Source organism: Streptomyces sp. NPDC059874 (assembly GCF_042731135.1).
In the GTDB taxonomy this organism is placed as follows: Bacteria; Actinomycetota; Actinomycetes; order Streptomycetales; family Streptomycetaceae; genus Streptomyces.
In genome coordinates this window covers 24,907-44,613 of sequence record NZ_JBHWJY010000051.1, presented here as the reverse complement: position 1 = coordinate 44,613, position 19,707 = coordinate 24,907, and the positions used below count along the sequence as shown (strand labels likewise).

Annotated in this window: 14 protein-coding genes and 3 tRNA genes; 10 read left to right on the top strand and 7 right to left on the bottom strand. The window is 72.1% G+C overall.

Annotated features, from left to right (window positions below; all coding sequences use genetic code 11):
- Positions 1-908: 908 nt before the first annotated feature.
- From ACFV9H_RS26435 to ACFV9H_RS26425, 3 genes are all read right to left on the bottom strand, one after another.
- Positions 909-985, bottom strand: a tRNA-Ile gene (locus ACFV9H_RS26435).
- A 189-nt stretch (positions 986-1,174) separates the two neighbouring features.
- Positions 1,175-1,247: transfer RNA gene (locus ACFV9H_RS26430), tRNA-Asn, on the bottom strand.
- Between the two features lie 5 nt (positions 1,248-1,252).
- Positions 1,253-1,325: transfer RNA gene (locus tag ACFV9H_RS26425), tRNA-Asn, on the bottom strand.
- Positions 1,326-1,470: 145 nt separating this feature from the next.
- Between ACFV9H_RS26425 and ACFV9H_RS26420 the strand changes: the two genes are divergently transcribed.
- From ACFV9H_RS26420 to ACFV9H_RS26405, 4 genes are all read left to right on the top strand, one after another.
- Positions 1,471-1,776 (top strand): YtxH domain-containing protein, encoded by a 306-nt coding sequence (locus ACFV9H_RS26420; RefSeq protein ID WP_385402662.1) that lies wholly within the window; start codon positions 1,471-1,473, stop codon positions 1,774-1,776.
- A gap of 149 nt (positions 1,777-1,925) precedes the next feature.
- Positions 1,926-3,374, top strand: a complete 1,449-nt coding sequence (locus tag ACFV9H_RS26415) for an FGGY family carbohydrate kinase (RefSeq protein ID WP_385402660.1) — start codon at positions 1,926-1,928, stop codon at positions 3,372-3,374.
- A gap of 121 nt (positions 3,375-3,495) precedes the next feature.
- The gene (locus ACFV9H_RS26410) at positions 3,496-5,229 is read left to right on the top strand and encodes an ABC transporter ATP-binding protein (protein ID WP_385402658.1); all 1,734 of its coding nucleotides are present in this window, start codon (positions 3,496-3,498) and stop codon (positions 5,227-5,229) included.
- On the top strand, positions 5,226-7,148 hold the full coding sequence (locus ACFV9H_RS26405) for an ABC transporter ATP-binding protein (protein WP_385402655.1): 1,923 nt from the start codon (positions 5,226-5,228) through the stop codon (positions 7,146-7,148). Before ACFV9H_RS26410 ends, ACFV9H_RS26405 begins: the two co-directional genes overlap by 4 nt.
- A gap of 74 nt (positions 7,149-7,222) precedes the next feature.
- On the opposite strand, the gene ACFV9H_RS26400 is transcribed toward ACFV9H_RS26405, so the two are convergent.
- A complete protein-coding gene (locus tag ACFV9H_RS26400; protein ID WP_385402652.1) occupies positions 7,223-8,374 on the bottom strand; it encodes an RNA polymerase sigma factor in 1,152 nt (383 codons plus the stop codon).
- A gap of 92 nt (positions 8,375-8,466) precedes the next feature.
- Between ACFV9H_RS26400 and ACFV9H_RS26395 the strand changes: the two genes are divergently transcribed.
- Together ACFV9H_RS26395 and ACFV9H_RS26390 are read left to right on the top strand one after the other, a co-directional pair.
- The gene (locus ACFV9H_RS26395; RefSeq protein WP_385402649.1) at positions 8,467-9,072 is read left to right on the top strand and encodes a hypothetical protein; all 606 of its coding nucleotides are present in this window, start codon (positions 8,467-8,469) and stop codon (positions 9,070-9,072) included.
- The gene (locus tag ACFV9H_RS26390; protein ID WP_385402647.1) at positions 9,069-10,049 is read left to right on the top strand and encodes a nucleotidyl transferase AbiEii/AbiGii toxin family protein; all 981 of its coding nucleotides are present in this window, start codon (positions 9,069-9,071) and stop codon (positions 10,047-10,049) included. The genes ACFV9H_RS26395 and ACFV9H_RS26390 overlap by 4 nt, the downstream gene beginning before the upstream one ends.
- On the opposite strand, the gene ACFV9H_RS26385 is transcribed toward ACFV9H_RS26390, so the two are convergent.
- The 3 genes from ACFV9H_RS26385 to ACFV9H_RS26375 all read right to left on the bottom strand — a co-directional run bounded on the left by ACFV9H_RS26385 (position 10,050) and on the right by ACFV9H_RS26375 (position 13,796).
- Positions 10,050-12,134, bottom strand: coding sequence for a molybdopterin oxidoreductase family protein (locus tag ACFV9H_RS26385; RefSeq protein ID WP_385402644.1), 2,085 nt, complete (start codon positions 12,132-12,134; stop codon positions 10,050-10,052). It abuts the gene before it with no gap.
- Positions 12,135-12,253: 119 nt separating this feature from the next.
- The gene (locus tag ACFV9H_RS26380) at positions 12,254-13,024 is read right to left on the bottom strand and encodes a glucose 1-dehydrogenase (RefSeq protein WP_385402642.1); all 771 of its coding nucleotides are present in this window, start codon (positions 13,022-13,024) and stop codon (positions 12,254-12,256) included.
- A gap of 64 nt (positions 13,025-13,088) precedes the next feature.
- Positions 13,089-13,796, bottom strand: coding sequence for a vancomycin high temperature exclusion protein (locus ACFV9H_RS26375; protein ID WP_385402639.1), 708 nt, complete (start codon positions 13,794-13,796; stop codon positions 13,089-13,091).
- Between the two features lie 329 nt (positions 13,797-14,125).
- On the opposite strand from ACFV9H_RS26375, the gene ACFV9H_RS26370 reads away from it, so the two are divergent.
- The 4 genes from ACFV9H_RS26370 to dnaG all read left to right on the top strand — a co-directional run bounded on the left by ACFV9H_RS26370 (position 14,126) and on the right by dnaG (position 19,542).
- The gene (locus ACFV9H_RS26370) at positions 14,126-14,854 is read left to right on the top strand and encodes a sirohydrochlorin chelatase (RefSeq protein WP_385402637.1); all 729 of its coding nucleotides are present in this window, start codon (positions 14,126-14,128) and stop codon (positions 14,852-14,854) included.
- A gap of 36 nt (positions 14,855-14,890) precedes the next feature.
- Positions 14,891-16,219, top strand: a complete 1,329-nt coding sequence (locus ACFV9H_RS26365) for a deoxyguanosinetriphosphate triphosphohydrolase (RefSeq protein WP_385402634.1) — start codon at positions 14,891-14,893, stop codon at positions 16,217-16,219.
- Between the two features lie 93 nt (positions 16,220-16,312).
- Positions 16,313-17,578, top strand: a complete 1,266-nt coding sequence (locus ACFV9H_RS26360) for an NAD(P)/FAD-dependent oxidoreductase (protein ID WP_385402633.1) — start codon at positions 16,313-16,315, stop codon at positions 17,576-17,578.
- A gap of 53 nt (positions 17,579-17,631) precedes the next feature.
- Positions 17,632-19,542 (top strand): DNA primase, encoded by a 1,911-nt coding sequence (gene dnaG / locus ACFV9H_RS26355; RefSeq protein ID WP_385402630.1) that lies wholly within the window; start codon positions 17,632-17,634, stop codon positions 19,540-19,542.
- The last annotated feature ends 165 nt before the right edge of the window (positions 19,543-19,707 follow it).

Below are 19,707 nucleotides of genomic sequence, written 5' to 3'. Positions count from 1 at the left end.
CCGCCGGGGGGCGAACGTCGTGGCCGGCGGGGCCGCAGGTGACCGTCAGCGCGGGCAGCAACTGCGGCGGCAATGGCCGCCCCGGGAACGTTCAACATCGAGTTGTCCGACCCCGGACACCGCCGTCGCCGACCTGACGCTCAGCGGGTCCTCGTCGAATCCCGCCCTACTGCCCGACCGGCAACGCATTCCCCCGAGGGGACCGGTGCGAACCGCGCCGTCACCGCCACCACCGTCGGAAACCTTACGGGCACAGCCATCCTCACCATCGCCGCCATCGACGGTCAGGACACCGGTACCGGTGCGGTCACGTTGAAGGCGGCAGCAGCGACCGCGACACCCTCAGCGGTGGCACTGGTGACGACATCATGATCGGCGGCCCCGGCCGCGGCACGGCCACCGACTTCACGCCCGGCGACGGCGGCACACGAGACTCAATCTCGCTCCGACCGTCGAGGGGGGGGACACGGCGCAGCCATCAACGCACTGCGTCTCTCTCGATCTCGCGACCCAACAGGCCGCCGAGCGAGCCGCTCCCTCCAGCCGGCACCGCATCAACGGTTCGCGCCGACGAAACCGATGACGACGGCACCCCACGCGACACGCCCCACCGGAGCAGCTTCACGAGCCGCTGAGGCTGCTGACCGCCTTCATGACTCAGCTTCGTTGGGTCGGCCCCAGCATCCGAGAGCAGGCACTTACACGCCGTTTCTTGTTGGGGCCGAGCCGGGGAACCGCAGCGGACGCGCCTAAGACGCGGACCCAAACCCCTCAAATCCGGCGGGAGCTCGTCCCCTGGCTCGTCCCCTGGCGCACCAGAGAGGCTCTCCATGAGACGCGGAGTCCAGATTCAAAACGCACCGCGACCACAAACGTGCAGGTCAGAACGTTTCTGCATGTTCACGACGTGGTGGGGCGGGTGGGACTCGAACCCACGGCCGACGGATTATGAGTCCGCTGCTCTAACCGGCTGAGCTACCGCCCCTTCACGGCGTGGCGCGTACATGTGTGCGCGCCGTCTGCCGCAGCATAGCCGCTCATACGATCTCCTGCCTCGGATGCCTCGCATGATCGGCTTCGCCTGTTCAGAGAGACCGTCCTGAGGGCTGCCCGGTTCCCGGACAGGGCAAAAAAAGAAGAGGACCCGCTGGGGGCCCTCTTCTTTTCTTACTTGCTCCCCCGGCTGGACTCGAACCAGCAACCCTCCGGTTAACAGCCGAATGCTCTGCCAATTGAGCTACAGGGGACCGCGCTCCCCCGACTGGACTCGAACCAGTAACCTGCCGGTTAACAGCCGGCTGCTCTGCCAATTGAGCTACAGGGGATTGCTGCGGTGCATCGAACGGCCCACCTCCGGCCTTGCCGGGGGGCGAGCGCCCGTTGCGAGTCATAGATTAGCGCAAGCAGGGGGGTGCTCCGCCAATCGGTATCGACAGCAGGCCGGGCACCACACGACGAAGGGTGACAGGCATGCGGTACAAGGTCACGTTCGCGCTGGGACTGGCCCTCGGTTACGTGCTCGGAACCCGGGCCGGGCGCGAGCGCTACGAGCAGCTGAAGAAGTCCGCGCGGGAGCTCGCTCAGAACCCGGCGGTGCGCAACGCCGCCGAGTCCGCGGGGCAGACCGGGCGCGTCTACGCGGGGAAGGCCTTCTCCGTGGTGAGCGAGAAGGTCGGCGACGCCGTGCCGGCCTCCCTGGCCGGGCGGGTGCGCGGACTGCGCGACCGGGTCGGCGGCGGCGGCTTCGAGGACGACTGGGGAACCAGCAACACCTGAGGTGCCCGGGGGTGTCGTGTCGGTCGGGCCGGATCGGCGTCCGGCGACACGACACCCCGCTGGGTACGCAGTGAGATTCCTGGGGTCTGTGAGGTTTCGGGGACTCCGGAGAGGTCAGGACCGGTCCCGCGTGCGGCAGAATTCACCGCATGGGGATAGTCGCCGGGCTGGACAGCTCTTCCGCCTTCACTCGCATCGTCGTCTGTGACACCGACACCGGTGCCGTGCTGCGCCAGGGCTACGCGCCCCATCCGCAGCCCACGGGCGAACCCGACGCCGCGAACCCCCACGAAACCGACCCCCAGGCCTGGCTGCTCTCCCTCGGCGAGGCCGCCGGCGGCGGGCTCCTCGAAGGGGTCCAGGCCATCGGGGTCTCCGCCCAGCAGCACGGCCTGCTGCCGCTCGACGCGCAGGGCGCCCTCGTACGGGCCGCCCTGGTCGGCAATGACAAGCGCGGCCAGGTCGCGGCCGCCGACCTCGCCGACGCGCTCGGTGGGCGACACGCCTGGGCCGAGGCAGTGGGTTCGGTCCCGCACGCGGCGCAGCCCGTCGCGAAGCTGGCCTGGCTGGCCCGCACCGAGCCCGAAGCCGCCCGCCGGGTGGCCGTGCTGATGTCCCCGCACGACTGGCTGGTCTGGCAGCTGCTGGGCCGGCCCGCCCGGCGTACCACCGACCGGGGTGGCGCCTCCGGCACCGGCTACTGGTCCGCGGCCGCCGAATCCTGGCGGCCCGACCTGGTCGAGCTGGCGCTCGGCCACCGGGCCCTGCTGCCCGAGGTGCTCGGCCCGGCCGAGGCCGCGGGGACCACGCCGGAGGGGCTGCTGATCTCCGCCGGCACCGGCGAGACGATGGCCGCCGCGCTCGGGCTGGGGCTCGGCCCCGGCGACGCGGTGGTCTCGCTCGGCGCCTCCGGGTCGGTGATGGCGGTGCACCACGAGGCGCTGTCGGAGCCGGGCGGGCTGATCACCTCGCTCGCCGACGCCACCGGCATGCACCTGCCCGTGGTGAACACCTCCAATGCCGTGCGTGCCCTGCGCGGCACCGCCGAGCTGCTGGGCACCGACCTGGAGGGACTGAGCGAGCTCGCGCTGAAGTCGACCCCGGGCGCGCACGGACTCGTACTGCTGCCCTATCTGGAGGGTGAGCGGACCCCGAACCTGCCGCACACCGCCGGGACCCTGTCCGGGCTGCGCCGGGACTCCATGAAGCCGGAGCACCTGGCCCGGGCCGCCTTCGAGGGCATGCTGTGCGGGCTGGTGGACGCGCTGGACGTGCTGCGGTCGCGCGGGGCCGAGATCCGCCGGGTGTTCCTGCTGGGCGCGGCGGCCGAGCTGCCCGCCGTACAGGCGGCGGCGCCGGGTCTGTTCGGGACGCAGGTCGTCGTTCCGGCTCCGGCCGACTACGCGGCGCTGGGCGCGGCGCGGCAGGCTGCGTGGGCGCTCGGTGTGGCGCAGGGCACGCTCGCCCCGCACGCTCCGCCGGTCTGGCCGGCCGCGGCGGCCCAGGTGTTCGAGCCGGGCGAGGACCTCCCGGCGGGGCAGGCGGTGCGCCAGCAGTACATCGCGACACGGGACCAGATCCACCCGGGCGCGTTCTAGGTCGGCGGGCGCAGGCCGGTCTACGCCTTTTGACCGGCCTTTGCGAAATCCGCTGGGGATCGGGGGGCCGATTGGCTCAAGATGGGGTGAACCCCTCGATCATGCCGACCGGAGCCTGCGCGTGCTCATACGACTTCTGCGGACCCACCTCCGTCCGTACAAGAAACCCATCGCCGCGCTGGTACTGCTGCAACTGCTGCAGACCAGTGCGAGCCTCTACCTGCCCACTCTCAACGCGGACATCATTGACAACGGTGTCGTCAACGGGGACACCGGCTACATCCTGCGCTTCGGCGCGCTGATGCTCGGCGTCTCGCTCATCCAGCTCGTGTGCAACGCCGGGGCCGTCTACTACGGCGCCCGCACCGCGGCCGCCGTCGGCCGCGACGTCCGGGCTTCCGTCTTCGACCGGGTGCAGAGCTTCTCCGCGCGGGAGCTCGGCCAGTTCGGCGCCCCGTCGCTGATCACCCGTACGACGAACGACGTTCAGCAGATCCAGATGCTGGTGCTGATGACCTTCACGCTGATGGTCTCCGCGCCGATCATGTGCGTCGGCGGCATCTTCATGGCGCTCTCGCTCGACGTGAAGCTGTCGGGCGTACTGCTCGCCGTGGTCCCCGTGCTCGGCGTCTCGGTCGGCGCGATCGTCTTCAAGACGCGGCCGCTGTTCCGCAAGATGCAGGACCGGCTCGACACCGTGAACCGGGTGCTGCGCGAGCAGATCACCGGCAACCGGGTGATCCGCGCGTTCGTCCGCGACGACTACGAGAAGGACCGCTTCCGGGACGCCAACGCGGACCTCACCGGTGTCTCGTTGGCCGCCGGCAAGCTGCTGGCGTACATGTTCCCCACCGTGATCCTCGTCGTGAACATCTCCAGCGTCGCCGTCATCTGGTTCGGCGCGATGCGCATCGACAGCGGTGACATGGAGATCGGCCAGCTGACGGCCTTCCTCGCCTACCTGATGCAGATCGTCATGGCCGTGATGATGGCCACCTTCATGTTCATGATGGTGCCGCGCGCCGAGGTCTGCGCCGAGCGCGTCCAGGAGGTCCTGGACACCCACTCCAGCGTGGTCCCGCCCACCGACCCGGTGCGCGAACTCTCCCGCCACGGGCTGCTGGAGCTGCGCGGCGCCGACTTCCGCTACCCCGGCGCCGAGGCCCCCGTACTGCGCGGAGTCGACCTGGTGGCCCGCCCCGGCGAGACCACAGCGGTGATCGGCTCCACCGGAAGCGGCAAGTCCACCCTGCTGGGCCTGGTCCCGCGCCTGTTCGACGCGACCGGTGGCGAAGTGCTCGTCGACGGTGAGGACGTGCGCCGGCTCGACCCCGAGCTGCTGGCCAAGACGGTCGGCATGGTCCCGCAGAAGCCGTACCTCTTCTCCGGAACGGTCGCCTCCAACCTGCGCTACGGGCGCCCGGACGCGACCGACGAAGAGCTGTGGCGGGCCCTGGAAGTGGCCCAGGCCAAGGACTTCGTGTCCGCGCTGGAGGGTGGGCTCGAAGCCCCCGTCACCCAGGGCGGCACCAATGTCTCCGGCGGCCAGCGCCAGCGCCTGGCCATCGCCCGCACCCTCGTGCAGCGGCCGGAGATCTACCTCTTCGACGACTCCTTCTCGGCGCTGGACTACGCGACGGACGCGGCGCTGCGCGCGGCGCTCGCCCGCGAGACCGAGGACGCGACCGTGGTCATCGTCGCCCAGCGGGTCTCCACGATCCGTGACGCCGACCGGATCATCGTGCTGGACGAGGGCGAGGTCGTGGGAGAGGGGCGCCACCACGAGCTGATGGCCGGCAACGAGACCTACCGGGAGATCGTGCTCTCCCAGCTGACGGAGGCGGAGGCCGCATGAGCGGGCCCGGAGGACGGATGATGATGGGGCCCGCCCAGCGGTCCATGGACTTCAAGGGATCGGGCAAGCGGCTGCTGGGACAGCTCGCGCAGGACCGGGCCAAGCTGTGGGGCATGGTCGCGGCCGTCGTCGGCAGCGTGGGCTGCGCGGTGGTCGGTCCGAAGATCCTCGGCGAGGCCACCGACCTGGCGTTCGCGGGGATCGTCGGCCGCGAGATGCCCGAGGGCATCACCAAGCAGCAGGCGCTGGAGGGGATGCGCGCCAAGGGGCAGGACGGGATGGCGGACATGCTGTCCGGCACCGACTTCACCCCGGGCAAGGGCATCGACTTCGGCGCGGTCGGGGTCGTGGCGATCTGGGCGCTGGTGGTCTTCGTCCTGGCCGGCCTGCTGATGCTGGTGGCGACGCGGCTGTCGAACCACGTCATGAACGGCACCGTGTACCGGATGCGCGAGGAGCTCCAGGCGAAGCTGTCGCGGCTGCCGCTGTCGTACTTCGACCAGCAGAAGCGCGGCGAGGTGCTCAGCCGGGCCACGAACGACATCGACAACATCGGGCAGACGCTCCAGCAGACGATGGGGCAGCTGCTGAACTCGCTGCTGACCATCGTCGGCGTGCTCGCGATGATGTTCTGGATCTCGCCGCTGCTGGCGCTGGTCGCGCTGGTGACCGTGCCGGTCTCGGTCTTCGTCGCGGCGAAGATCGGCAAGAAGTCGCAGCCGCAGTTCGTGGCGCAGTGGAAGACGACCGGCGCGCTGAACGCCCACATCGAGGAGATGTACTCGGGGCACAACCTGGTCAAGGTCTTCGGCCGGCAGAAGGAGTCCGCGGCGGTCTTCGCCGAGCAGAACGAGGCGCTGTACCGGGCCTCGTTCAAGGCCCAGCTGGTCAGCGGACTCATGCAGCCGGTGATGTTCTTCATATCGAACATCAACTACGTGCTGGTCGCGGTCGTCGGCGGTCTGCGAGTGGCCTCGGGCACCCTGTCGATCGGTGACGTGCAGGCCTTCATCCAGTACTCGCGGCAGTTCTCGATGCCGCTGTCGCAGGTCGCGTCGATGGCGAACCTCGTACAGTCCGGCGTCGCCTCGGCGGAGCGGGTCTACGAGCTGCTGGACGCGGAGGAGCAGGAGCCGGACGCCGAGGTTCCGGAGCGCCCGGAGGAACTGCGCGGGCAGGTCACCCTCGACAAGGTCGCCTTCCGCTACGAGCCGGGCAAGCCGCTGATCGAGAACCTGTCGCTGACGGTCGAGCCGGGTCACACGGTCGCGATCGTCGGCCCGACGGGCGCCGGCAAGACCACGCTCGTCAATCTGCTCATGCGGTTCTACGAGGTCACGGGCGGGGAGATCGCCCTGGACGGGGTGGACATCGCGAAGATGACCCGCGAGGAACTGCGCGGCTCCATCGGCATGGTGCTCCAGGACACCTGGCTGTTCGGCGGCACCATCGCGGAGAACATCGCCTACGGTGCCTCGCGCGAGGTGACGCGCGCCGAGATCGAGGAAGCGGCGCGGGCCGCCCACGCGGACCGGTTCGTCCGCACCCTGCCGGACGGCTACGACACCGTGCTGGACGACGAGGGCGCGGGCGTCAGCGCGGGCGAGAAGCAGCTGATCACCATCGCCCGGGCGTTCCTGTCGGACCCGGTGATCCTGGTCCTCGACGAGGCGACGAGCTCGGTCGACACCCGTACCGAGGTACTGATCCAGAAGGCGATGGCGCGGCTCGCGCACGGCCGTACGTCCTTCGTGATCGCGCACCGGCTGTCCACGATCCGCGACGCTGACGTGATCCTGGTCATGGAGAGCGGCTCGATCGTGGAGCAGGGCACGCACGAGGAGCTGCTGGCCTCGGGCGGGGCGTACGCGCGGCTGTACGCGGCGCAGTTCGCGCAGGCGGTGGCCGAGGTCGACTGAGACCCCGCATCGCCGGCGGCCGCGGGCCCCGGACCGAGCGGGGTGGGGCGTCCTTCGGGGCGCCCCTTCCCGTTTCAGTCCAGGTAGCCGCGGAGCTGATCGGCGAAGGCGTGGTCCCGCAGCTTGTTGAGGGTCTTGGACTCGATCTGGCGGATCCGCTCGCGGGTCACGCCGAAGATCCGGCCGATCTCCTCCAGGGTGCGCGGGCGGCCGTCGGCCAGCCCGTACCGCAGCTGGACCACCTTGCGCTCCCGCTCCCCCAGCGTGGAGAGCACCGCTTCCAGGTGCTCGCGCAGCAGGAAGAACGCGGCGGACTCCACCGGGGAGGCGGCGTCGCCGTCCTCGATGAGGTCGCCGAGCGCGACGTCGTCCTCCTCGCCGACCGGCGCGTGCAGGGAGACCGGCTCCTGGGCGAGGCGGAGCACTTCCATGACCCGCTCGGGGGTCAACTCCAGGTGGACGGCGACCTCTTCGGCCGTGGGCTCGTACCCGCGCTCCTGGAGCATGCGGCGCTGGACGCGGACGACGCGGTTGATGAGCTCCACCACGTGCACGGGTACGCGGATGGTCCGCGCCTGGTCGGCGAGGGCCCGGGACATCGCCTGCCGGATCCACCAGGTGGCGTACGTGGAGAACTTGTACCCGCGGGCGTAGTCGAACTTCTCGACGGCCCGGATGAGCCCGAGGTTCCCCTCCTGCACGAGGTCGAGCATGGTGAGCCCGCGGCCCACGTACCGCTTGGCGACGGAGACCACGAGCCGCAGGTTCGACTCGATGAGCCGGCGTTTGGCCATCCGGCCCATGACGACGAGTTTGTCGAGGTCGACGGCGAGTTGGGAGTCGAGATCGGGGGTGCTGCCGAGCTTCTCCTCGGCGAACAGGCCGGCTTCGACGCGCCGCGCGAGGTCGACCTCCTCGGCGGCGGTGAGCAGCGGGATCCTGCCTATCTCGCGCAGGTACTGGCGGAACAGGTCGGCGGAAGGTCCCGCCCCGCCTCCACCCCCGCCCCTGCCGTCCGCACTGCTGCGCCTGCGCTGCGCCGGTACCGGCTGCTCGATCAGCTCCAGTACCTCGGGCCCGGGTTCGGGATCGGGTTCGGGCTCTTCGTCCACGGCTTCGACCTCCGAGGACTCGCTCTCGTTCACGGTCAGGGTCCGGGTCTGCACGGGGGCGACCTCCAGGGCTCCGAGGACGGGGGCACCGAACTTCAGTGTGGGGTACGACACATCACGGCCACGAGGGGCGTGCGAGCACTTTCTGAGTCCGGCGCGTGACCGATGGTTACCCCTGGGCGGGAATCCCGATGCGGATCGGACGCATGTCCGAGAAGATCGGCGGCATGTCTTCGTACGAAACCCATGTCACGGTGCACTGCGCGGATGCGGAGGCCCTGGCCCGCCTCGACGCGTGGGCCGGGGCGCGGGAGCTGAAGGTGACGCACATCGTGCTGGCCCGTGGCCGGATGGTGTCGCAGCCGATGCTGACCTTGCGGGACCGCACGGGGCACGAGCGGCTGGTGCCCGAGCTTCGGGCGGCCGGCTTCGACCCGGTCCGCGTCAAGGTGGAGACGGTCCCCTGGACCACGGACCGCCCGGGCCGCGGAGGCGGCTACTTCGAGCACCACCTGAAGCTGCGGCTGCCGGCCTCGTACGACCACGCGTCGCTGGAGGCGCTGGTGGTCCCGCACGGGGCGCACCTGTCGTGGAACGCGCGTCGGGTGCTGTCCGGAGGCGCCTCCCACGAGCGGTTCGTGACCCAGCGGTGGCGCGGGGCGGAGGCGGAGGCGGAGGCAGCGTGCGACGCGCTGGTCGCCGCGCTGGGCTCGGCGGGGTACGAGATCCGCTCGGAGGAGCGGGAGTTCGTGCTGTACGACAGTGACCTGTCGGTGGACGACGGCTGGATCGAGGAAGGGATCGCGCGATGAGTTCGTGGCGGCAATTCGGCTTGGAAAGCACGCACGTGCCGAGCGAACCGCTGGACGAGGAGACGCGGGCGGCCCGGTTCCTGCCGCGGACGCTGCGTCCGGTCGTCGGCGACGACGTGCGCCAGCGCGCCGTCTTCGACCCGTCGCTGCGGCACAACCACCAGGCCTACCGTGCCGGTGACCCGGTCTTCGACGACCCGGCGAAGACGGTGGCCTGGGCACGGGCGCGGCGGGCCGCCATGGACGCCGTGCTGCTGGCGGTCTCGGAGTCCCCGTGGGCGGAGTCGCTGGTGCTGCGCGGGAGCGTGCTGCTGGCGGACCGGTTCGGGGAGGCTGCGCGGGAGCCGGGCGACCTGGACTTCGTGGTGGTGCCGCACACATGGGTGATGGAGGACGGGCGGACGACGGCGATGCTGGACGGCATCGCCGCGGCGGCCGATGGACGGGCCGGGATCAAGGCCTCGGGGGCGGTGTCCGAGGACATCTGGACCTACGACCGGGTGCCGGGGCGGCGGATGGTCCTGCCGTGGTCGGTGCCGGGGCTGCCGGACGGGCAGGTCCAGCTGGACTTCGTCTTCAACGAGAAGCTCGCGGAGCCGCCGGAGCCGGTCGAACTCGCCTGCGGGGCGGTGGTCCTGGCGGCGACGCCGGCCCTGTCCCTGGCCTGGAAGGTGCTGTGGCTGATCAGCGACCGGCACCCGCAGGGCAAGGACCTGTACGACGCGGTGCTGCTGGCGGAACACTGCCACCTGCCGAACGCCCTGGTGCAGGAGGTGTTCCGGGAGGCCGGGGAGTGGCCCTACCCGAATGCGGAGCTGGGTCTGGTACACATCGCCGACCTGGCCCCGAGCGGCTACGTCGGCGCCGAGTGGGAGCACTTCGAGGCGGAGTACCCGCACCTGGCCGGGCCCGGTGAGGAGGCGTTCATCCACCGCCTGGTCGAGGCCCTGCGCCCGACCTTCGCGGACACCCCCTGATCAGGCCGGCTCGACGCGGACCGCGCAGACCTTGAACTCCGGCATCCGGGAGGTCGGGTCCAGGGCCGGGTTGGTCAGGGTGTTGGCGCGGCCCTCGCCCGGCCAGTGGAACGGCATGAAGACCGTGTCCGCGCGGATGGCGTCCGTGATGCGGGCCGGGGCCACCGCGCGGCCGCGGCGGGAGGTGACGGCGAGGGGGGCGCCCTCGACGGCGCCGATGCGGGCGGCGAGGCGGGGGTGGAGCTCCACGAACGGGCCGGGGGCGGCCGCGTTCAGCTCGTCCACCCGGCGGGTCTGGGCCCCGGACTGGTACTGGGCGACGACGCGGCCGGTGGTGAGGAGGAGCGGGTAGTCGACGTCCGGGGTCTCGGCGGCGTCGCGGTGGGCGACGGGGACGAAGCGGGCTCGGCCGTCGTCGGTGGCGAAGCGGTCCAGGAAGAGGCGGGGTGTGCCCGAAGTGCCGTCCGGGCAGGGCCAGAAGACGCCTTGCTCGGCTTCGACGCGGGCGTAGCTGATGCCCGAGTAGTCGGCCGGGCCGCCGGCCGAAGCGCGGCGCAGTTCGTCGAAGACCTCCTCGGGGGCGGTCGGGAAGCCCTTCTCCACGCCCAGGCGGGCGGCGAGTTCGTGCAGGACGTACAGGTCGGTGCGGACTCCCGGCGGCGGGGTGAGGGCGCGGCGCCGGAGCAGGACGCGGCCCTCCAGGTTGGTGGTGGTGCCCGTCTCCTCCGCCCACTGGGTGACCGGGAGGACCACGTCCGCCAGGGCCGCCGTCTCGGAGAGGACCACGTCGGCGACCGCGAGGAAGTCGAGGGAGCGGATGCGGTCCTCGATGTGGGCGGCGCGGGGGGCCGAGACCACCGGGTTGGAGCCCATGAGGAGGAGGGCCTTCACGTCCGTGCCGAGGGCGTCGAGGAGTTCGTACGCGCTGCGGCCCGGGCCGGGGAGGTCGGCGGGGTCGATGCCCCAGACCCCGGCGACGTGCGCGCGGGCCGCCGGGTCGGTCAGCTTGCGGTAGCCGGGGAGCTGGTCGGCCTTCTGGCCGTGCTCGCGGCCGCCCTGGCCGTTGCCCTGGCCGGTGAGGCAGCCGTAGCCGGAGAGCGGGCGGCCGGCCCGGCCGGTGGCCAGGCACAGGTTGATCCAGGCGCCGACGGTGTCGGTGCCTTTGGACTGCTGCTCGGGGCCGCGTGCGGTGAGCACCATGGCGGACTCCGGGGCGCAGAAGAGGCCGACCGCCTCGCGGAGCTTCGGGACCGACACCCCCGTGATGCGTTCCACCAGCTCGGGCCAGTGCGCCATCGCGGCGGCCCGGGCCTCTTCCCAGCCGGTGGTGCGCTCGGCGATGAACTCCTCGTCCGTGCGCCCCTCCGCGACCACGAGGTGCAGCAGGCCCAGGGCGAGCGCGAGGTCGGTGCCGGGGCGGGGGGCCAGGTGCAGGTCGGCGTGCTCGGCGGTGCGGGTGCGGCGGGGGTCGATGACGATCAGGGTGCCGCCGTTGGCCTTGAGCTCGGTGAGGTAGCGCAGGGCGGGCGGCATGGTCTCGGCCAGGTTGGAGCCGACGAGGATCACGCAGCCGGTGCGGGGGATGTCCTCCAGCGGGAAGGGCAGCCCCCGGTCGAGTCCGAAGGCGCGCTGGTGCGCGGCGGCGGCCGAGGACATGCAGAAGCGGCCGTTGTAGTCGATCTGCGAGGTGCGCAGGGCCACGCGGGCGAACTTGCCGAGCGCGTACGCCTTCTCGTTGGTGAGCCCGCCGCCGCCGAAGACCCCGACGGCGTCCGGCCCGTACGCGCGACGGGTGCGGGTGAGGCCTTCGGCGACGCGGTCGAGGGCCTCCCCCCAGGTGGCCGGTTCGAGCCGCCCGGCGTGGGTGCGGACGAGCGGCTCGGTCAGGCGCACCCGGGAGGAGAGCACGGCGGGGGCGGTGCGGCCCTTGCCGCACAGCGCCCCGCGGTTGACGGGGAAGTCGGCCCGCTCCTCGACCGCCACGCCCGCGCCGCCCGGCTCGGGGCGGAGGTTCATGCCGCACTGCAGCGCGCAGTACGGGCAGTGCGTGGCGGTGACGGCGGTGGCGGCGTCCGAGGTGTGCATACCGCCCAGCGTGCGTCGGCGGTGTTACGCCGGCCGCCGCTCCGCGTTACAAGACCGCGTGCTCTGCCTCAGCGCCGCCCGGCGGCCGCGGTGAGGCGCGGTGAGGTCCGGTGCGCGGTTCACTGACCGGTCAGGTACTTCACGGTCAGGCCGGCCGTCCAGCCACCGTCGACCGCCAGCTCGGCGCCCGTCATGTACCCGGCGGCGTCCGAGAGCAGGAAGGCGATCGCGGCGGCGATCTCCTCGGGGACGCCGACGCGGCCCAGCGGGGCGCCCGGGTAGTTGCCCTCGCCGGCCTGGATGCCGATGGGCGCGGTCATCGGGGTCAGCGTCATGCCGGGGTGCACCGAGTTGACGCGGATCTTCGCCTCGGCGAGCTCCACCGCGCCGATCTTCGACAGGCCGCGCACGCCCCACTTGGAGGCCCCGTACCCGGCGGTGAGCGCGAGCCCGGTCAGGCCGGCTGCGGAGGATATGTTCACGATGGAGCCGCCACCGCCCGCGCGCAGCAGCGGGATCGCGGTCTTGATGCCGATGAACACGCCGACCAGGTTGATCTCGAGCACCTGGCGGAAGTGCTCGACGCTCTCGTGTTCGAGGAACTGGCCGCTGGAGATCCCGGCGTTGTTCACGAGGCCATCGATCCGGCCGAACTCCGCGACCGCGTGGTCCAGCGCCGCCGCCCAGTCGGCCTCGCTCGTCACGTCGTGCCTGATGAAGCGCGCCGCGTCGCCGAGCTTGGCGGCCGTCTCGGCGCCCTCCGCTTCCAGGACGTCGGTGATCAGCACCTTGCCGCCGCCGTCCACGACCGCCTGCGCCGCCGCGGCGCCGAGGCCCCGGGCTCCACCCGTGATGACGACGACCTTGCCGCTCAGATCCACAACAGCCACGGTTCACACCTCTGCTCGTACAGACAGATCGGTATATGACTAATCGGCATAGCCGATGTCGCCGTCAGTCTGCCAGAGCGGCCAGGACCCGCGACACCCCCTGTTCCTTCGGCCCCAGGAACCGCGGCTCGGGCTTGAAGACCGCGTCCAGCGCCGCCTTGCCCGCCGCGAACACCTCGCGGGTCCCGCCGTAGTACCAGGTGGCGTCGTGCTCGTCGTCCACCCCGACCCCGTACGAGTCCACGCCCGCCGCCTGGCACAGGGCCACGGCCCGGCGTATGTGGAAGCCCTGGCTGATCAGCACAGCCCGGTCCACCCCGAAGATCTCCTTGGCCCGCACGCACGAGTCCCAGGTGTCGAAGCCCGCGAAGTCGCTGACGATCCGGTCACCGGGCACCCCCTGCGCGGTGAGGTACGTGCGCATCGCGTCCGGCTCGTCGTACTCGGTGCGGCTGTTGTCCCCGGTGACCAGCACGACCTTGACCTTCCCGGTCCGGTACAACGCGGCGGCGGCATCGAGCCGGCGGGCCAGATAGGGCGTCGGCCTGCCGTTCCACAGGCCCGCCCCGAACACCACGGCCACCTCCCCGGCCGGCGCCTGCGCCGTCGTCCCCAGCCGGTCGGCGGCCGCCGCGTGCGTCCACGCCGACGGCAGCAGCGCCAGCACACACCCCGCCATCACCGCCTGAACGGCCCGCCGCCGCGCCCTTACCCCCCGCGGCAGTCTCGGCCGCCACCGCGCCACCGACCTCGCCCAGCCCTTGACCTTCATGACCGCTCCCCGCACAACCCCGCACCCCACGCCTCGCGCGCCTTTCGCACAGATTGACGATCACCTCCCGGCCCCCAGTTCCGCCGACGGCACCTTTCACTCGTACGAATGAGCGGGTGAGCAGCCGGAAAACACCCGTCACCCCCGCGCAACGCATCGGCAACCTGCGGCGCGCAGGATCGGTTCATGACGGAGCCGGTGCACCCTCCCGCCATCCCGCCCCTCCCCTTCGGCAGCACGGCCGAGCTGCTGACCCGGATAACCGCCCAGCTCGGCACACAGCTCAGCGGCCTGCGACCGCCCCGCGCCCGCCCCCACGGAGACCGCCCATGCAGCAGCCCACCCTCGTCGCCGTGGCCCACGGCAGCCGTGACCCGCGCGCCCTGCACACCGCCCTCGCCCTCCTCGACCGCGTCCGCGAGCTCCGGCCCCGCCTCGACGTCCGGCTCGGGCACATAGAGCTGAACCGGCCTCTGCTCGACGACACCCTGTACGAGGCGTCCGGCGCGGCGGTGCTCGTACCGCTGCTGCTCGGCCGCGGATACCACGTGAAGCGGGACCTGCCCGCGGCCGCCGCCCGGGCCGCGCACCTGCGCACCCGCGTCGCCGCGCCCCTCGGCCCGCACCCGCTGCTCGTCGAGGCCCTGTACGAACGCCTCGTGGAGGCCGGCTGGACCCCGACCCCCGGTGCGGCCGTCGTGCTCGCCGCGGCCGGGTCCCGCGACCCCGACGCGGCCGCCGACACCCGTCGCACCGCCGCCCTGCTGTCCGAACGCCTCGGCGGCGCCCCGGTGGTGCCCGCCTACGCCTCGGCCGCCGCGCCCACCGTGCCCGACGCGGTCCGGGCACTGGCCGCCCGCGGCCACCACCGGATAGCCGTGGCCTCGTACTTCGCAGCGCCCGGCCGCTTCGCCACCCAGTGCGCGGCGGCCGCACCGGCCCTGGCCGCCGCTCCGCTCGGCGACCACCCGGCCCTCGCCCGGCTGCTGCTCCACCGCTACGACGAGGCCCTCGCCCTGCCCGCGAGCCCCCTTCGGCCGGAACTCGTCTCCGCCTGATCCCGATTTGTCGGAGGTTCCGGTTACCGTCAATTCATGGAAGGCACCGCGCACGCCCCCGCAGACGAACTCGACGACCTCTACGACGCCTCCGCCACCGAACGCTGGGCCGCCGAGCCCGACAAGCGGCCCGGCCGGACAGCCTTCCAGCGCGACCGTGCGCGCGTCCTGCACTCCGCCGCGCTGCGCCGGCTCGCCGGGAAGACCCAGGTGGTCACCCCCGGCAGTCGTTCGTACGACTGGGACGCGAGCCCCCGTACGCGTCTGACGCACTCCCTGGAGTGCGCCCAGGTCGGCCGGGAGCTGGGCGCCGCGCTCGGTTGCGACCCGGATCTGGTGGAGGCCGCCTGCCTGTCGCACGACATGGGCCACCCGCCCTTCGGCCACAACGGCGAGGAGGCGCTGAACGAATTCGCCAAGGACTGCGGCGGTTTCGAGGGCAACGCCCAGTCGCTGCGGCTGCTGACCCGGCTGGAGCCCAAGCGGTTCGTGCCCGACCGGGCGGGCGGCGGCGAGCTCGTCAGCGTCGGCCTCAACCTCACCCGGGCCTGCCTGGACGCCGCCACCAAGTACCCGTGGGCCCGCGGGGAGCACCCCACCGACCCCGGCTCGGTGAAGTTCGGCGCGTACGAGGACGACCTGCCGGTCTTCGAGTGGCTGCGCCGCGGTGCGCCCGCGGACCGCAAGTGCTTCGAGGCGCAGGTCATGGACTGGGCGGACGACGTCGCGTACTCCGTGCACGACTTCGAGGACGGTCTGCACGCGGGCCACCTCGACCCCAACCTGCTGTTCGCCGAGCCCGAGCGCGCCGCGATCTGGCGGGTGGCCATCGGCCGCTACGTCCCCGCCGACACCGCGCCCGACGAGCTGCGCGAGGCCCTCGACCGGCTGATGGAGCAGGAGTGGTGGCCGCACGGGTACGACGGTTCGGCCGTGGCCCAGGCCCGCCTGAAGGACGCCACGAGCCAACTCATCGGCCGCTTCTGTCTGGCCGCCGAGGGAGCGACGCGGGAGGCTTACGGCAGCGGCCGGCTGACCCGGTACGGGGCGGAGCTGGTGGTGCCCCGGGCCGCGCGCAACGAGTGCGCGGTGCTGAAGGCGGTCGCCGACCTGTACGTCATGCAGCGCGACGAGCAGGAGCGGATCCGCGCCGACCAGCGCATCGTCCTGGCCGAACTCGCGGAGGCGCTCCAGGCCCGCGCGCCCGAAGGACTGGACCCGCAGTTCCGGGCGATCTTCGACGCGGCGCCGGACGAGAAGGCCAGGAAGCGGGCGGTCATCGACCAGATCGCGTGTCTCACCGACGCATCCGCCCGTTCTCTGCACGCGCGTCTCACGCAGCGCACGCGACGCGCCGAGGGGTGAGCTGATCGGGCCACTCCCCCTTCACGCGGCAGGCTCAGTGCGGGACGCTCGCATGTGGTCGCATGTGGCGGAGAGGTTATGAGGAGGCATCAGGTGGTCGACGCACACCGGACATTCGTCATCGTCGGCGCTGGGCTCGCCGGAGCGAAGGCAGCCGAGACGCTGAGGTCCGAGGGGTTCACGGGGCGGGTGATCCTGATCGGCGACGAGCGCGACCATCCCTACGAACGCCCCCCGCTGTCCAAGGGCTACCTGACGGGCAAGGAGGAGCGCGAGAGCGTCTTCGTCCACGAGCCGTCCTGGTACGCGGCCTCCGACATCGAGCTGCACCTCGGCCAGCCCGCGGTCCACCTGGACCGCGAGACCAAGAGGGTGGTCCTCGGGGATGGCACGGCGCTGCACTACGACAAGGTGCTGCTGGCCACCGGGGCCGAGCCGCGCCGCCTCGACATCCCGGGCACGGGCCTGGCCGGGGTGCACCACCTGCGCCGGCTCGCCCACGCGGAGCGGCTGAAGGGCGTACTGGCCACCCTCGGCCGGGACAACGGCCACCTGCTGATCGCGGGCGCCGGATGGATCGGCCTGGAGGTCGCCGCGGCCGCCCGCGGGTACGGCGCCGAGGTGACCGTGGTCGAGCCGGAGGCGACCCCGCTGTACGCGGTGCTCGGCCCGGAGATCGGCCGACTCTTCGGCGACCTGCACGCCGAACACGGGGTCCGCTTCCACTTCGGGGCCCGGCTCACGGAGATCGTCGGCCACGACGGCATGGTGCTGGCGGCCCGCACGGACGACGGGGAGGAGCACCCGGCGCACGCGGTGCTGGCCGCGATCGGGGCGGCGCCGCGCACCGCGCTCGCCGAGACCTCCGGGCTGGCCCTGGTCGACCGGGAGCACGGCGGCGGGATCGCCGTGGACGCCTCGCTGTGCACCTCGGACCCGGACGTCTACGCGGTCGGGGACGTGGCCGCCGCCCACCACCCGGTGCTCGGGACCCGGCTGCGCGTGGAGCACTGGGCGAACGCCCTCAACGGCGGCCCGGCGGCCGCGCGGGCGATGCTGGGCCAGGAGGTCGCGTACGACAGGGTGCCGTACTTCTTCTCCGACCAGTACGACGTGGGTCTGGAGTACTCGGGCTACGCGCCGCCGGGCGGCTACGACCAGGTGCTGATCCGGGGGGACGCGGGCAAGCGCGAGTTCATCGCCTTCTGGCTCTCGGAGGGCCGGGTGCTGGCGGGGATGAACGTGAACGTGTGGGACGTCACCGAGCACATCCAGGCTCTGATCAGGTCAAAGACCCCGGTGGACCGCGAGGCCCTGGCGGACCCGTCCATTCCGCTCGCGTCCTTGATTCCGGCATGACGGGCCCCAGGGGGCCTGACGGGTTTGTCGGTGCCCGGCCGTAGACTTCACGGGTGGCAGGACGGATCAACGACGACGACGTGAAGGCGGTACGGGACGCGGTCCCGATCGACGCCGTGGTCTCCGACTACCTCCAGCTGCGCAACGCGGGCGGCGGCAACCTCAAGGGCCTCTGCCCCTTCCACGACGAGAAGTCCCCGTCCTTCCAGGTCAGCCCCAGCAAGGGCCTCTACCACTGCTTCGGCTGCCAGGCCGGCGGGGACACCCTCGACTTCATCATGAAGATCGACCACCTCTCCTTCTCGGAGGCGGTCGAGCGGCTCGCCGGCCAGGCGGGCATCACCCTGCGGTACGAGGAGGGCGGGTACACCGCCGGCACCAGCGGCCGCGGCGAGCGCATCCGGCTCGTCGAGGCCCACAAGGCCGCCGCCCAGTTCTACGTGGACCAGCTGGGCAGCCCCGAGGCGGAGATCGGCCGCAGGTTCCTGGCGGAGCGCGGCTTCGACCAGGCCGCGGCCGCGCACTTCAGCGTGGGCTACAGCCCGGCCGGCTGGGACCACCTGACCCGCTTCCTGCGCGGCAAGGGCTTCACCGACAAGGAGCTGATCACCTCCGGGCTCGCCCAGGACAGCCGCAGCGGCAAGCCCATCGACCGCTTCCGCGGCCGCCTGATGTGGCCGATCCGCGACATCAGCGGCGAGGTGGTCGGCTTCGGCGCGCGCAAGCTGCGCGACGACGACAACGGCCCCAAGTACCTGAACACCCCCGAGACCGCGATCTACAAGAAGTCCCAGGTCCTCTACGGCATCGACCTGGCGAAGAAGGAGATCGCGAAGACCTCGCGGGCCGTGGTCGTCGAGGGCTACACGGACGTGATGGCCTGCCACATGGCCGGAGTCACCACCGCGATCGCCACCTGTGGAACCGCCTTCGGCGGCGACCACATCAAGATCCTGCGCCGGCTGCTGATGGACAACGCCACCGCCGAGGTGATCTTCACCTTCGACGGCGACGCGGCGGGCCAGAAGGCCGCCCTGCGCGCCTTCGAGGACGACCAGAAGTTCGCCGCCGAGACCTCCATCACCATCGCCCCGAACGGGATGGACCCCTGCGACCTGCGGCTCGCCCAGGGGGACGCGGCGGTGGCCGCACTGGTGGACTCCCGTACTCCACTGTTCGAGTTCGCGCTGCGGCACATCGTCGCCCGGCACAACCTGGAGAATCCGGCGGGGCGCGCCGCCGCGCTGGACGAGGCGGCTCCGGTCGTCGCCAACATCAAGAACATCGCGATCCAGCACGAGTCGGCGGTCCAGCTCGCGGGCATGCTGGGCATCCGCGACGAGCAGTTCGTGGTCAAGCGGGTCGCGCAGCTGGCGCGGTGGGCGCGGGAGCGCGGCAACCAGCCCCAGCAGCAGGGCAGGGGCGGCGGCCGGCAGCAGTCGTACGAGTCCACCCCCACGCCCGCCGCCCAGCCGGCCGGGGGCCCCGCCCTGAACCTGCGCAGCCCGGCCCACCGCACCGAACGCGAGCTGCTGAAGCTGGCGCTGCAGCGCCCGGCCCTGGTCTCCCCCGCGTTCGACGCCTACGGGATCGACGAGTTCACCGCCCCGCCCTACGCGGCCGTGCGCCAGGCCATCCAGGACGCGGGCGGCGCCTCGCTGGGCACCGAGGACTACCTGACCCGGGTCCGCGAGGCCGCGCCGAACGACACCGTGCGCGCGCTGGTCACCGAGCTGGCGGTCGAGGCCATCCACGCGAAGACGGTGGACGAGGTGTACGCGGGCGTCCAACTGGTCCAGGTGCGGCTGCGCGCCGTGGACCGCCGGGTGCACGAGATCCAGGGCACCCTGTCCCGGCTCGGCCCGCAGGCTCCGCCGGAGCAACTGGCCGCCGTGCAGGAGGAGCTGTGGGTGCTCCAGCAGTACGGCCGACGCCTGCGCAACCGGGGTGCCGAGGGGCTCTGAGAGCCCGCGGCCCGGACCACCCCCGCCGGGGTCGGGTGTGTGCCGGGGTGCCCCCGCAGGGCGCCGAACGCAACCACCCTCACCCCTCCGACCCCTGGAAACGTTCGGCGCCCGAGGAGGTACCCCGGCGCGCGCCCGGCCCCGGCGGCCCGAATATGCGGCTCC

Excerpts from the sequence above, each read along its gene's own strand:
- ACFV9H_RS26420 (WP_385402662.1), top strand. The coding sequence starts at position 1,471 with ATGCGGTACAAGGTCACGTTCGCGCTGGGACTGGCCCTCGGTTACGTG.
- ACFV9H_RS26415 (WP_385402660.1), top strand. The coding sequence starts at position 1,926 with ATGGGGATAGTCGCCGGGCTGGACAGCTCTTCCGCCTTCACTCGCATC.
- ACFV9H_RS26405 (WP_385402655.1), top strand. The coding sequence starts at position 5,226 with ATGAGCGGGCCCGGAGGACGGATGATGATGGGGCCCGCCCAGCGGTCC.
- ACFV9H_RS26395 (WP_385402649.1), top strand. The coding sequence starts at position 8,467 with ATGTCCGAGAAGATCGGCGGCATGTCTTCGTACGAAACCCATGTCACG.
- ACFV9H_RS26390 (WP_385402647.1), top strand. The coding sequence starts at position 9,069 with ATGAGTTCGTGGCGGCAATTCGGCTTGGAAAGCACGCACGTGCCGAGC.
- ACFV9H_RS26385 (WP_385402644.1), bottom strand. The coding sequence starts at position 12,134 with ATGCACACCTCGGACGCCGCCACCGCCGTCACCGCCACGCACTGCCCG.
- ACFV9H_RS26375 (WP_385402639.1), bottom strand. The coding sequence starts at position 13,796 with ATGAAGGTCAAGGGCTGGGCGAGGTCGGTGGCGCGGTGGCGGCCGAGA.
- ACFV9H_RS26370 (WP_385402637.1), top strand. The coding sequence starts at position 14,126 with ATGCAGCAGCCCACCCTCGTCGCCGTGGCCCACGGCAGCCGTGACCCG.
- ACFV9H_RS26365 (WP_385402634.1), top strand. The coding sequence starts at position 14,891 with ATGGAAGGCACCGCGCACGCCCCCGCAGACGAACTCGACGACCTCTAC.